The organism is Stutzerimonas nosocomialis (assembly GCF_005876855.1).
Classification (GTDB): domain Bacteria; phylum Pseudomonadota; class Gammaproteobacteria; order Pseudomonadales; family Pseudomonadaceae; genus Stutzerimonas; species Stutzerimonas nosocomialis.
Genome location: NZ_QLAE01000004.1, coordinates 19,047 through 32,388 on the forward strand (window position 1 = coordinate 19,047; position 13,342 = coordinate 32,388).

Sequence of the window (13,342 nt, forward strand, 5' to 3'; positions counted from 1 at the left end):
CGAGTAGGGATGCAAGCATGAAGGCGTTGTCAGCTCTGGCCCCGGAGGTCAAACAGTACCTGCTGGTGACCGGCAATTACTGGGCATTCACCCTCACCGATGGCGCCCTGCGCATGTTGGTGGTGTTGCACTTCCATAGCCTGGGCTACAGCCCCTTGCAGATTGCCGCGCTGTTCCTTTTCTACGAGATTTTTGGCGTGCTCACCAACCTGGTCGGCGGCTACCTCGGTGCCCGGCTGGGCCTCAATCGCACAATGAACATTGGCCTGGCCATGCAGGTGGTCGCACTGCTGATGCTCACCGTGCCCGCCGCCTGGCTGACCGTGCCCTGGGTTATGGGCGCACAGGCGCTGTCGGGGATCGCCAAAGACCTCAACAAGATGTCAGCAAAGAGCTCCATCAAGCTCCTGGTGCCCGATGCCCAGCAGGGCACGCTGTACAAGTGGGTGGCAATCCTCACCGGCTCGAAGAATGCGCTCAAGGGCGTGGGCTTCTTCCTCGGCGGCGCCCTGCTGGCCGTGCTGGGTTTTGCCGGCGCGGTATTGACCATGGCCGGCGTGCTGGCGTTGATCTGGATCGCTAGCCTGTTCTTGTTGAAGAAAGATCTAGGCAAGGCCAAAGCCAAACCCAAGTTCAGGGACATCCTTTCCAAGAGCCGGGCGATCAACATCCTCTCTGCCGCCCGCCTGTTCCTATTTGGCGCCCGCGACGTCTGGTTCGTAGTCGCCCTGCCGGTGTACCTGAGCACGGTTTTCGGCTGGGACTTCTGGATGGTCGGCGGTTTTCTGGCGACCTGGATCATTGGCTACGGCATCGTGCAGTCCTTCGCGCCAGCCCTCACCGGCAAGCGCAGCGGGCATGTGCCCGATGGTCGCGCTGCGTTTATCTGGGCGGCGCTGCTGGCCGGCATTCCGGTTGTCATTGCCCTCGGCCTAGATAGCGACTGGCCTAAGCAAGCGGTGCTCGTGGGCGGACTGCTGATCTTCGGCGGCGTGTTTGCCATCAACTCGTCGCTGCACAGCTACCTGATCGTCAGCTACGCCAAGGAAGACGGCGTGTCGCTGGATGTCGGCTTCTACTACATGTCCAACGCGCTTGGCCGGCTGGTCGGGACACTGCTGTCTGGCTGGGTCTTCCAGCAATACGGTCTGGAAACCTGCCTGTGGGTCTCCAGCGGATTTGTCGTGCTAGCTGCACTGATATCCATCGGCCTGCCCAGACACCAACAACCGACAACCTAAGCCAACAGGCTAGCTGATCCCTCGGCGAGCAAGATTGAGCTTATAACTGCACCGCAGAGCCTGATCGTTGATGTCCGCTAATGGCCGATAGCTGCCGAATCTGGATAGGCTAAAAGCCTGGCGTTGCTTGGCCTTACTCCTTTCGCATGTCGCCCATGGATATAAAACGGGCGCAGGCCTCGGGAGTCGTCCGAGGAACCGCAATCGACGGGAATCCCACGATCCAGCGGCCCTGGCGGCGCGGCTCTGTCGCCAATGTCAGATTACACACTGAATTACACAGTGTGTAATTTCCACCAGAAAGGCAAAGCCCCGCTGTTGCGGGGCTTTTGTTCACTCATTCACTCAATTACACAGTATTTGCTATAAAGAGCGTCGAGCGGCCTTTTTCATCTGCAGCGCTCCGGAACTTGCCCGCCCGCGACGGATTCTGATTGATCAGGCCTGCCGCCTCTCCCTTGGCAGGCATTCGATGCAGGGGACTGGTCATGCGCTGGAATCGGGGACGACGCAGCGACAACGTGGTGGACGCGCGTGGCCGCGGCGGCATGGTCGGCGGGCTGGGCATCGGCGGGATTCTGGTGGTGGTCGTGCTGAGCCTGGTGATGGGCGAAGACCCGCTGACCGTGCTCGACCAGCTGGGCGGCGGACAGGCCACCCGCGTCGACTCGCGCAGCGCCGTGCCGGCCGGCAGCGAAGACCCGCAGGTCGATTTCGTCCGCGCGGTGCTTGGCGACACCGAGGACACTTGGCGCGAGCTGTTCCAGGGCGCCGGACGGCAATACCAGGACCCGACGCTGGTGCTCTTCAGGGGCGGCGTCCAGTCGGCCTGCGGCTTCGCCAGTTCGGCGGTCGGGCCCTTCTATTGCCCGGGCGACCAGCAGGTGTACCTGGACCTGCAATTCTTCGAGGAAATGGCCAGGCGCTTCTCCGCCGCCGGCGACTTCGCCCAGGCCTACGTGATCGCCCACGAGGTCGGTCACCACGTGCAGACCCTGCTCGGCGTCACCCAGCAGATGCAGGCCGCACGCCAGCGCGGCGCCCGGATGGAAGGCGACAACGGCCTGCTGGTGCGCCAGGAACTGCAGGCCGATTGCCTCGCCGGCGTCTGGGCCTATCACGCCCAGCAGCGCCACGACTGGCTCGAGGAAGGCGACCTGGAAGAAGCGCTCAACGCCGCCAGCGCCATTGGCGACGATCGTCTGCAGCAGCAATCCCAGGGGCGCGTGGTGCCCGATGCCTTCACCCACGGCACCTCGGCGCAGCGCGTGCGCTGGTTCAAGACCGGCTTCGAAGGCGGCGACGTGAACCGCTGCGATACCTTCAACGCCCAGCGGCTGTGAGGGCGGCCTAACCGCCCGCGAGGTGACGCAGCAGCGCCGCGCAGTCGGACATATGGAGGTCGGCCAGCTCCGGCCAGGGATTCTCCGGGGTGTTGACCAGCACGCCTCGCGCGCCGGCGGCGCGGGCGCATTCGAGGTCGAAGCGGTAGTCACCGACCATCACCAGTTCGCCGGGCCGAACGCCCCAGCGCTCCGCCAACAGCAACAGCCCGCCCGGATCGGGCTTGGGTGGCGCCTCGTCGCGACCGAGGATGTCCTCGGCGTCGAAACAGTCCCCCATGCCCACCGCCTCCAGCGTCACCCGGGCGAGTTCCTGCGCATTGCGGGTCAGCACGCCGAGGCGGCAGCCGCGATCGCGCAGCGTGTGCAGCAGCTCGCGCGCACCGACCGCGGGCCTGGCCGCATAGGCCAGCTCGCGCTCGTGCTCGAGCAGCCAGGCGTGCTTGGCGGCGGCCTCGTCGGCCGGCAGCGCGGCCAGGTGATGCAGGATGTCGTCGCTCTCGGGGATATCCAGCGCCCGGCGAATGGCCTGGAAGTCGTGCACCGCGATGGTCAGGGTGCCGTCCATGTCGAACACCCAGTGACGCGCCTCGGCGAACCTCATGCCCAGTCGTCGCGCTTGCGCATCAGCCCTTCCTGGGCCACCGAGGCCACCAGCTGCCCGGCCTGGTTGAAAATGCTGCCGCGGGCGAAACCACGGCCGTTGCCGGCCCAGGGCGAGTCCATGCTGTAGAGCAGCCATTCGTCCATGCGCACCTCGCGGTGGAACCAGATCGCGTGGTCCAGGCTCGCCAGCTGCATGGAGCGCTGCCAGACGCTGACCCCGTGGGGCAGCATGGCGGTGCCGATGAAGCCGAAGTCCGAGGCGTAGGCCAGCAGGTATTTGTGCAGCGCCGGGTCGTCCGGCAGCATGCCGTCGGCCCGGAACCAGGCATGCCGGACGGGCTCCATCGGTTTGGGATCGAGCGGGTTCTGGAAGGTCACCGGGCGGATCTCGACCGGCTTGGGCAGCAGGATCTTTTCGCGCATCGGCTCGGGCAGCAGGTGCGACAGCTGGCCGGCAAGCTCCAGTTCGCTCGGCAGGTCCTCCGGTCCGACCACGTCGGGCATCTGCAGCTGGTGCTCGAAGCCTTCCTCGAAGGTCTGGAACGAGGCGCTGCAGGTGAAGATGGTCTTGCCCTTCTGCACCGCCGTCACCCGGCGGGTGCTGAAACTGCCGCCGTCGCGCACCCGGTCCACCAGATAGACGACCGGCAGGCCCGCATCGCCGGGGCGCAGGAAGTAGCCGTGCAGCGAATGCACCTGGCGTTCGGGCTCGAGCGTCTGGCTCGCCGCCGACAGCGCCTGGCCGAGCACCTGCCCGCCGAACAGCTGGCGAAAGCCCAGGTCCTGGCTATTGCCGCGAAACAGGTTTTCTTCGATCGGTTCCAGCGTCAGCAGGTCGACCAGGGCCTGGAGTATCTGGCTCATTCATCATTCCTTGTTCATCGAATGGCGACGTTACGGCGCTGGCCGTCGCGTCTGCACGTAGGCGGGTTGCGATGATAACCGCTCGTCCCACACCGCGCGGCCCAGCGTGAAATGGTAGAGGCTTTGCCAACGGCTGTCGGCAAGCCCGAGCAGCTCGTGCACCAGCGGATCGAAATAACAGCCGATGCCGGTGCCTGACAGCCCCGCGGCCTCGGCCTCCAGGTAGAGCAGCTGGCCGATCTGGCCGCATTCCCAGTAGAGCCGAGGATAGCGCCAGTCCCCGTCCTGCAGCGCCTCGTCGAAACGCGCCAGCATCGCCACGGCCAGGCAGCCGTCGCTGGCGATGTCCTGCCCGCACGAGAGCAACCCGGCCAGCTGCCGGGCATCGCCTTCCTCGAGCAGGTACAGCGGCAGCCTCTCGTCCACCCGGCGCCAGGCGAATTCGCGCAGGCCGGCCACCGGAGCGCCGTCGCCGCTGCGCGCCAGCCAGTAGAGCCCGGGCGAAAGGCCCTGCACCCGGTGGACGAACAGCAGGAGGTCGACCTGCGCCGGCTCGCCGCTGACCGCGAACGGCACCGGCGAGTCGGCCGGCATCAGCCGCGCGAGCCAGGCCCGCAGCAACTCGGCGGTGATGCCGGCGCGCCCGTCCATCGTCTGCGCGCTGCGTCGACGGTGCAACAGCGGACGCAGGGCGAGCCCCGGATTGGCGGGTTCGCTCATGCCGGGTGCAGCGCGCCAGTCATGGACGGGCAGCGCCGGCGCGCGGCATTGCCGGTGCACCTCGGCCAGGGCCGGCCAGTCGCGATAGCGGTCCGACAGCCTGTTCGGCTGGCCATGGTGCGTCGCGTTAGCCATGGCGTCGCGCAGCGCCTGGTCCAGCGTCGGTTCGCCCGACCGAGGTGAGCCGATCCAGAGCAGCGCATCGACATGTTCGGCTTCGGCAAAAGCCTCTCCGCCCAGCCCCATCAGCCGGTCCAGCTCAGGCTCGGCCAGCTGGCGCATCAGCCGCACCTGCCAGCCCAGGGCGCTGGCCGCGATGGCGAGGCACGCCAGCGCGTGGCCCAGGTCATGCTGGCAATAGCGGTAGGCGCGCTCGCCGTACTTCCAGGCCTCGCGCCAGGGGATGCTGCTCAGCGCCAGCAGGCAACCGTCTCCGGGCAGAGTCCGCAGGGCCGCCGGATCGAGTTCGGCGCGCACCTCGGCGGCGTGCAGGTCGGGCCGGTAATGCAGCAGCAGCCCTTCGGCCTGGAGGATGCCCGGCGGCACCACCAGATAGGCCTCGGTCGGGTGCAGGTTGCCGCTCGACGGATTGACCCGCAGCGCCCAGCGGCTTCCGCCCGACTCCTTCCAGGCCGAGAGCCCGAGGCTGTCGTAGAGCAGCTGGGAGATACTCGCCAGGTCGAGCGGCGCGGGCTCGCCGACCGGACCGGCGAACGCCTCGTCGTAGCCGGGCGACGCTTCCAGCGGGCGATGCCAGAGTTCGATCGTCCGCGCGCCGCGGTACTGGCGAAACGGCGCCGGCTGCGTCGCCCAGTCGAGCGCGCCCGGGCCCGGCGCGAAGCCGTCCGGGCGGTGCATGCTCAGCCGATGGTAGGCCCGCACCCGTTCGCTCATGGCGTCCAGCCCCCGCGACGCGCGCGGTAAAGCACATGCGGCCGCAGGCGATGACCTTCGGGCAGGTCCGGGTGCTCGAAATCGTCGCGCGGATCGTGGGTCATTCCGACGGCCTCCATCACGCGCCGCGAGGGTTCGTTGATCACCGCGGTGTAGGCGATCACCTCGTCGATGCCGAGACGCCCGAAAGCGCATGCCAGCGACGCCTCGGCGGCTTCATGGGCGAAGCCTTCGCCCCACTGGTCCGGGGCCAGGCGCCAACCGATCTCGATCGCCGGGGTGAAGTGCGCGTCGAAACCGGTCCAGCCGAGCCCGGTGAAGCCGATGAAGCGGCCGTTGTCCTTGCGCTCCAGCGCCCACAGCCCGAAGCCGTGCTCGGCGAAGTGCGCGCGGCAGCGTCGGATGATCGCCGCGCTCTCCTCACGGGTGATGGGCGACGGAAAATAGCGCATCACCTCGGGGTCGGCGCTCATCTTCGCCAGGGGGTCCAGATCCTCGTCGCGCCAGGTGCGCAGCCACAGGCGCGGGGTTTCCAGTTCGATGGGTTCGCTCATCGGCTCTCCTTGAGGGGCTCGCCGGGCCGGCCGCATACTGCGGGTCTATCCCGTCGAGCAGGTCATTCATGCCGCTACCGCTGGTCTTTCACGACGACTACAGCCCGCCGCTGCCGCCCGGGCATCGTTTCCCGATGGAGAAATTCCGGTTGCTGCGCGACCACCTGGTAGCCAGCGGTTTGACCACGGACGAGACCCTGTTGCGCCCCGAGCTGTGCCCGACCGAGCTGCTCACCCTTGCCCACGACGCCGGCTATGTCGAGCGCTATTGCACCGGCGCCATGAGCCGCGAGGAGCTGCGCCGCCTTGGCCTGCCCTGGAGCGAAGCGCTGGCGCAACGCACCGTGCGCGCCGTCGGCGGCTCGCTGCTGGCCGCCGACCGGGCGCTGGAACACGGCCTGGCCTGCCACCTGGCAGGCGGCACCCACCATGCGCACCGCGACCACGCCTCGGGGTTCTGCATCTTCAACGACCTGGCCATCATCGCCCTGTCGCTGCTCGAAAGCGGGCGGGTCGGGCGGGTGCTGATCTTCGACTGCGACGTGCACCAGGGCGATGGCACCGCGCGCATCCTGGAAAACGTACCGGACGCGGTGACGGTCTCGCTGCACTGCGAAAAGAACTTCCCCGCCCGCAAGGCGCGCAGCGACTGGGACATCGGGCTGGCGCCGGGCCTGGGCGATGCGGACTACCTCGCCGTGGTCGACCAGACGCTGAATTATCTGCTGCCGCTCTATCAGCCGGACCTGGTGCTCTACGACGCCGGCGTGGACGTGCACCGCGACGATGCCCTGGGCCTGCTCGACCTCACCGATGCCGGCCTCAGAGCCCGCGACAGCGCGGTGATCGAACATTGCCTGGGGCGCGACATCCCGGTGGTCGGCCTGATCGGCGGCGGCTACGACAAGGACCGCGCCGCCGTCGCGCGCCGCCACGCCTCCCTGCACTTCAGCGCGGCCGAGGCCTGGCGCCGGCACGGCCTGCGCTAGGCTGCCGGTCGCACGGCCAACCGCTACAATGCCCGCCCCGCAACCGATGGTCCGCACCATGTCCCCTGCCCCTTTTCGCGTCGCCATCGTCGGCGGCGGCCCCGCCGGGCTGATGGCCGCCGAGGTGCTGAGCCAGGCCGGCGCGGCGGTCGACCTTTACGACGCCATGCCCTCGGTGGGCCGCAAGTTCCTGCTGGCCGGCGTCGGCGGCATGAACATCACCCATTCCGAAGCCTTCGAGCCCTTCGTCGCGCGCTACCGCGAGCGCGCCACCGAGCTGCGCCCGCTGCTCCAGGCATTCGACCCCGAGGCGCTGCGCGAGTGGATTCACGGGCTCGGCATCGACACCTTCGTCGGCACATCCGGGCGCGTGTTCCCCACCGACATGAAGGCCGCGCCGCTGCTGCGTGCCTGGCTCAAGCGACTGCGCGAAGCGGGCATCCAGCTGCACACCCGGCACCGCTGGCTCGGTTGGACCGACACCGGCGCCCTGCGCCTGCAGACGCCCGCCGGCGAGATCGAACGCGCTGCCGACGCCACGTTGCTCGCCCTGGGCGGCGGCAGCTGGGCACGCCTGGGCTCGGACGGTGCCTGGGTGCCGTTGCTCGAAGCGTGCGGCATCGCCATCGCCGAACTGCAGCCGGCCAATTGCGGCTTCGAGGTCGACGCCTGGAGCGATCACCTGCGCGAGAAGTTCGCTGGCGCGCCGCTCAAGACCGTCTCGCTCGCCCTGCCCGGCCAACCGCCCCGCCGCGGTGAGTTCGTCCTCACCGCCACCGGCATCGAGGGAAGCCTGGTCTATGCGCTGTCGGCCGGGATTCGCGATGCGATCAACCGCGACGGCCAGGCCATCGTCGAACTCGACCTCCTCCCCGACCGCTCCCAGGCACAGATAGCCGCCGCATTGGCCAAACCCCGCGGCTCGCAGTCGATGGCCAAGCACCTGCACCGCCAGCTGCGCCTGGAGGGCGCCAAGGCCGCCCTGCTGCGCGAACTGACCGACGCGGCCTGCTTCGCCGACCCACAGGCCCTGGCCAGGGCGATCAAGGCGCTGCCGATCCGCCTCGTTCGCCCACGCCCGCTGGACGAAGCCATCAGCAGCGCAGGCGGCGTACCCTTCGAAGCCCTGGACGCGAACCTGATGCTGCGCCAGCTGCCCGGCGTGTTCTGCGCGGGCGAAATGCTCGACTGGGAAGCCCCCACCGGCGGCTACCTGCTCACCGCCTGCTTCGCCAGCGGACGGGCGTCGGCAGAGGGCATCCTGCGCTGGTTGAAGAGCTCGCGGGCCTGAAGGCCGCTCACACGCCTTTGGTGGAAGGCAGCAGGATCGTCATGATTCCCAGCAGCGGCAGGTAGGAACAGAGCCGGTACACGTACTCGATGCCATGGATGTCCGCCAGGTGGCCGAGCAGCGCGGCGCCGATGCCGCCGAAGCCGAACATCAGCCCGAAGAACACGCCCGCGATCATCCCGACGTTGCCCGGCACCAGCTCCTGGGCGAACACCACGATGGCGGAGAACGCCGAGGCGAGGATGAAGCCGATGATCATCGCCAGCACGCCCGTCCAGAACAGATCGACATAGGGCAGCGCCAGCGTGAAGGGCGCAACCCCGAGGATGGAAAACCAGATCACCGTCTTGCGGCCGATCCGGTCGCCGACCGGGCCGCCGAAGAAGGTGCCCGCCGCGACGGCCCCGAGGAACAGGAAAAGATAAAGCTGCGAATTGGCCACCGACAGGCCGAACTTCTCGATCAGGTAGAAGGTGAAGTAACTGGTGAAGCTCGCCATGTAGAAGTACTTGGAGAACACCAAGAGCGCCAGCACACCCAGCGCGAAGCTCACCCGCCGTCTGGACAGCCCGTGGGTCGCCTGCCCGCCCTGCTTGAGCTTGAACAGGTTGAGGTGGTTGCGATACCAGCGGCTCAGGCCGTAGAGCACCAGGATCGCGAACACCGCGAACAGCCCGAACCAGGCGACGCTGCCCTGGCCATAGGGCACCACGATGGCCGCTGCCAGCAGCGGGCCGAAGGCGCTGCCGGCGTTGCCGCCGACCTGGAAGGTCGACTGCGCCAGACCATAGCGCCCGCCCGAGGCGAGCCGCGCCACCCGCGAGGTTTCCGGGTGGAAGGTCGACGAGCCGATCCCGACCAGCGCCGAGGCCAGGAGAATCGCCGGGAAGCTTCCGACGAACGCCAGCATCAGGATGCCCACCAGCGTGCAGACCATGCCGGCCGGCAGCAGCCAGGGCTTGGGATGGCGGTCGGTGTGGTAGCCCACCCAGGGCTGCAGCAACGATGCGGTGAGCTGGAACGTCAGGGTGATCAGCCCCACCTGGGTGAAGGTCAGGCCGTAGTTGGCCTTGAGCATCGGATAGATGGCCGGGAGCACGGCCTGGATCAGGTCATTGATCAGATGCGCCAGCGCGCAGGCGCCGATCACGCGCATGACCAAGGGGCTGGCTTGGCTGGCGACCGAAGCGGTCGTCGAGGGGGTCGCAACGCTGGTCATGCAGGTCGTCCAGGGCAGAAAAAAGAGGGAAGCGCGAGTACCGACAAGACCTCGCGATATTGGAAAGCTCATGGCTGCCATTCCCTTCCAGGGGCGCCAACCGGGCTCCGGCGCTATCCTAGATACCCATGAAATTGCCTGTCTTGCTCGATATGGGCGAACACTCTCGCGAAAAGGGAATCATGCTCAGGCCGTTGGATGAATTGCTGGCTGAAGTGGACGAAGTGCCTTGGGCCGTCATCAGCAGCGCCACCGATTACCCGGAAGGCTGGCTCATCGAGCCCCATTGCCACGCAAAGCATCAACTGATCTACGCCATCGAAGGCGTGATGGTGGTGCACTCCGCCTCGAGCCAGTGGACCGTCCCACCCAGCCGGGGGATATGGATGCCCAGCGGCCACGTGCACTCGATTCGCTGCGTAGGCTCGGTGAAGATGCGCAGCGTTTTCGTGCGCGCAGACGAATCTCCCGAACTGCCGAACGAGATCAGAGCCGTGAGCATCTCTGCGTTGCTGAGCGAGCTGATCAAGGCCTCTGTCTCGATAAAGGCGTCCTACGAGCCGAACTCGCGCGAGGCCAGGATCATGCGTTTGATCCTGGACGAACTCACCCTCCTGCCGACCTTGCCCCTGCGCCTGCCTCAGCCGGTCGACCAACGAATCAGAACGATCTGTTCGGCCCTGCAATCGGATCCGGGTGATCGTTCGTCGCTCTCGGACTGGAGCGACCGGCTGAACCTCGACGAGAAGACGATTCAGCGGCTCTTTCACAAGGAAACGGGCATGACGTTCGGTCGTTGGCGGCAGCAGGCCCGATTGCTGCTGGCCTTGGAGCGTATTGCAGTCGGCGAGAAGATCATCGACGTCGCGGGTGCGCTGGGGTACGACAGCCCAAGCGCGTTCACGACCATGTTCAAGAAACAGTTCGGGAAGACACCGAGCCACTTCTTCAAGTGACGCTCAGAACGGCTTGGGGCGCTATCGGCTCACGTGGCCACGGAACTCGCCGGCCCTGCGCGCAAGCGCTGCGCCTGGATGTAGGCATCCCGGGATGGCAGGAGGTGGGCGCGGCAGAGCTCGACGAGGGTTTCCACGTCGCCGCCCCTGAGGGTTTCGATCAGTTGCCAGTGCTCCTGCCGCGAGCGTTCGAGCTGGGCCGGCATGGCAATGGTCGATGAGCGTATCGAGTGGGCCCGCTGGGCATGGTTGCTGATCGCCTCGACCAGCACGGGGTTGTCGGCCAGGCCGAACAGCTCGCGGTGAAAGCGCACGTTCAGGCGAAACACCCGCCGCAGATCGCCCTGCGCCACGGCTTCGTCGTGGGCGTACTGGATCGCCAACAGCGCCTGTAGCCGCTCCTCGGCCACCGGGAGCGGGATCTGCCGGACGCAATGGGTCTCGAGCAGTTCGCGTACCTCGTACAGGTGCTCGACCTCCTCGACCGTGTACGCCTTGACCAGCGCGCCGATGTTGCGCTTTCGCTCGACCAGGCCCATCTGCTCGAGTTCGGCGAGGACGTTGCGCACCACGTGGCGCTTCAGGCCAAAGCGCGCCATGAGGTCGTCTTCGACCAGCCGCTCGCGCGGATGCAGCATGCCGAGCACGATCTCTTCTTCCAGGGTCTCGATCACCGACGCAGGGCTATGGGACCCCTGCACCGGCTCTCTCTGCGATTCGTTCAAGTCGTTCCAAGCTCCAGCCCAGCGAACCTGCAGGACTATAAAGAGGTTTTCCGGCCGCCTCAAACCAGCCCAAAGGCCGGGTTGCCAGCGCCGTCATCTCATGGCTAAATGCATCCACAAGATTATTGATAATAATATCGACAAAAGGTGGATCTGATGACGGACAAGAAAACGGACGACGCCGTGGTCGTGCCCACAGGCCTGCGCAAGGGCCTGACCAACTATGGCGACACCGGCTTCTCGCTCTTCCTACGCAAGGCGTTCATCAAGGGCGCCGGCTACACCGATGACGCGCTGGACCGCACCATCGTCGGCATCATCAATACCGGCAGCGGCTACAACCCCTGCCATGGTAACGCCCCGCAGCTGATCGAGGCGGTCAAGCGTGGCGTCATGCTCGCCGGCGGCCTTGCCATAGACTTCCCCACCATCTCCATCGGCGAAAGTTTCTCCACGCCGACCAGCATGTACCTGCGCAACCTGATGTCGATGGACACCGAGGAGATGATCCGCGCGCAGCCCATGGACGCCGTGGTGCTCATCGGCGGATGCGACAAGACCGTGCCGGCCCAGCTGATGGGCGCCGCCTCGGCGAACATCCCGACCGTGCAATTGATCACCGGCTCCATGCTCACCGGCGGCCATCGTGGCGTACGCGTCGGCGCCTGCACCGACTGCCGTCGCTATTGGGGCCAGTACCGCGGCCAGGAAATCGACGAGGCGGAAATCGTCGAGGTCAACTCCAAGCTGGTCGCCAGCGTCGGCACCTGCTCGGTGATGGGCACCGCCAGCACCATGGCCTGCATCGGCGAGGCGCTGGGCATCGTCATGCCCGGCGGCGCGACGCCGCCGGCCGTCACCTCCGACCGCATGCGCATCGCCGAACTCACCGGCAAGCAGGCCGTCGAGATGGCGCGCACCGGGCTCACCCCGGACAAGATCCTCACCCCCAAGGCCTTCGAGAATGCCCTGCGCGTGCTGCTCGCCATCGGCGGTTCCACCAACGGCATCGTGCACCTGACCGCCATCGCCGGGCGCATGGGCTACGACATCGACCTGGAAGCCTTCGACCGCATGAGCCGCGAAACGCCGGTGCTGGTCGACCTCAAGCCGTCCGGCCAGCACTACATGGAAGACCTGCACCGCGCCGGTGGCCTGCAGACGGTGCTGCGCGAACTGCGCCCGCTGCTGCACCTCGACGCGCTCACCGTCACCGGCCGCACCCTCGGCGAAGAGCTCGATGACGTGCCGGCCTTCACCCAGGACGTGGTGCGCAGCGTGAAGGACCCGATCTACCCGTACGGCGGCATCGCCTTCCTGCGCGGCAGCCTCGCCCCCGAGGGCGCGATCATCAAGCAGTCGGCGGCCGATGCCACGCTCATGGAACACGAAGGTCGCGCCGTCGTCTTCGAGAACTCCGAAGACCTGGCCCGCCGCCTGGACGACCCGGACCTGGACGTGAACGCCGACGACATCCTGGTGCTCAAGAACATCGGCCCCATCGGCGCCCCCGGGATGCCGGAAGCCGGTTACCTGCCGATCCCGAAGAAGCTCGCCCGTGCCGGCGTGAAGGACATGGTGCGGATCTCCGACGGCCGCATGAGTGGTACCGCCGCCGGCACCATCGTCCTGCACGTGACGCCCGAAGCCGCCCTGGGCGGTCCGCTGGCGCTGGTGCAGAGCGGCGACCGCATCCGCCTGAGCGTGTCGGAGCGCAGCATCGACCTGCTGGTGGCCGAGGACGAACTGGAGCGCCGCCGCGCCGCCCTGGTGCTGCCGACTCCGAAGAACGCCGAGCGCGGCTACCGCAAGCTGTTCTTCGAGCAGATCACCCAGGCGGACAAGGGCTGCGATTTCGACTTCCTGCGCCCGCCGACCATGCAGGGACGGATCCCCACCCGCAACGACTGACACCCACACCCTGATGTGCGCCGGGCAAC

General features: G+C 67.1%; 12 protein-coding genes. 6 read left to right on the plus strand and 6 right to left on the minus strand.

From position 1 onward, the window contains the following. The first annotated feature begins 17 nt into the window (after positions 1-17). Positions 18-1,241, plus strand: a complete 1,224-nt coding sequence (gene arsJ / locus DN824_RS03225; protein ID WP_138406955.1) for an organoarsenical effux MFS transporter ArsJ — start codon at positions 18-20, stop codon at positions 1,239-1,241. 488 nt (positions 1,242-1,729) lie between these two features. Continuing rightward, the gene (ypfJ, locus tag DN824_RS03230) at positions 1,730-2,584 is read left to right on the plus strand and encodes a KPN_02809 family neutral zinc metallopeptidase (protein ID WP_138406956.1); all 855 of its coding nucleotides are present in this window, start codon (positions 1,730-1,732) and stop codon (positions 2,582-2,584) included. A gap of 7 nt (positions 2,585-2,591) precedes the next feature. Here ypfJ and DN824_RS03235 read toward each other — a convergent pair whose 3' ends face one another. Genes DN824_RS03235 through DN824_RS03250 form a run of 4 tightly spaced genes read right to left on the minus strand, consistent with a single transcriptional unit; the run spans position 2,592 to position 6,222 of the window. After that, positions 2,592-3,188 (minus strand): HAD family hydrolase, encoded by a 597-nt coding sequence (locus DN824_RS03235; RefSeq protein WP_138406957.1) that lies wholly within the window; start codon positions 3,186-3,188, stop codon positions 2,592-2,594. Further along, entirely contained in the window at positions 3,185-4,054 is an 870-nt protein-coding gene (gene tesB / locus DN824_RS03240) for an acyl-CoA thioesterase II (protein ID WP_138406958.1), read from the minus strand. The genes DN824_RS03235 and tesB overlap by 4 nt, the downstream gene beginning before the upstream one ends. A gap of 30 nt (positions 4,055-4,084) precedes the next feature. Then, the gene (locus DN824_RS03245; protein WP_138406959.1) at positions 4,085-5,668 is read right to left on the minus strand and encodes a SagB/ThcOx family dehydrogenase; all 1,584 of its coding nucleotides are present in this window, start codon (positions 5,666-5,668) and stop codon (positions 4,085-4,087) included. Further along, entirely contained in the window at positions 5,665-6,222 is a 558-nt protein-coding gene (locus tag DN824_RS03250; protein WP_138406960.1) for a GNAT family N-acetyltransferase, read from the minus strand. The genes DN824_RS03245 and DN824_RS03250 overlap by 4 nt, the downstream gene beginning before the upstream one ends. 68 nt (positions 6,223-6,290) lie before the next feature. Here DN824_RS03250 and DN824_RS03255 point away from each other — a divergent pair, with 68 nt between their 5' ends. Beyond that, positions 6,291-7,211, plus strand: coding sequence for a histone deacetylase family protein (locus DN824_RS03255; RefSeq protein WP_138406961.1), 921 nt, complete (start codon positions 6,291-6,293; stop codon positions 7,209-7,211). Positions 7,212-7,269: 58 nt separating this feature from the next. After that, complete coding sequence (locus DN824_RS03260; protein ID WP_194150422.1) at positions 7,270-8,502, plus strand: TIGR03862 family flavoprotein; 1,233 nt, start codon at positions 7,270-7,272, stop codon at positions 8,500-8,502. A 7-nt stretch (positions 8,503-8,509) separates the two neighbouring features. Here the strand turns inward: DN824_RS03260 and DN824_RS03265 are convergent, their stop codons facing one another. Then, a complete protein-coding gene (locus DN824_RS03265; protein ID WP_138406963.1) occupies positions 8,510-9,721 on the minus strand; it encodes an MFS transporter in 1,212 nt (403 codons plus the stop codon). A gap of 182 nt (positions 9,722-9,903) precedes the next feature. Here DN824_RS03265 and DN824_RS03270 point away from each other — a divergent pair, with 182 nt between their 5' ends. Continuing rightward, positions 9,904-10,677, plus strand: a complete 774-nt coding sequence (locus DN824_RS03270; protein WP_138407061.1) for an AraC family transcriptional regulator — start codon at positions 9,904-9,906, stop codon at positions 10,675-10,677. A 29-nt stretch (positions 10,678-10,706) separates the two neighbouring features. Here the strand turns inward: DN824_RS03270 and DN824_RS03275 are convergent, their stop codons facing one another. Continuing rightward, complete coding sequence (locus DN824_RS03275) at positions 10,707-11,402, minus strand: GntR family transcriptional regulator (protein ID WP_206666158.1); 696 nt, start codon at positions 11,400-11,402, stop codon at positions 10,707-10,709. 156 nt (positions 11,403-11,558) lie between these two features. Between DN824_RS03275 and DN824_RS03280 the strand changes: the two genes are divergently transcribed. Further along, positions 11,559-13,313: an IlvD/Edd family dehydratase gene (locus tag DN824_RS03280; RefSeq protein WP_138406964.1), complete on the plus strand. Its 1,755-nt coding sequence runs from the start codon at positions 11,559-11,561 to the stop codon at positions 13,311-13,313. Positions 13,314-13,342 lie beyond the last annotated feature (29 nt).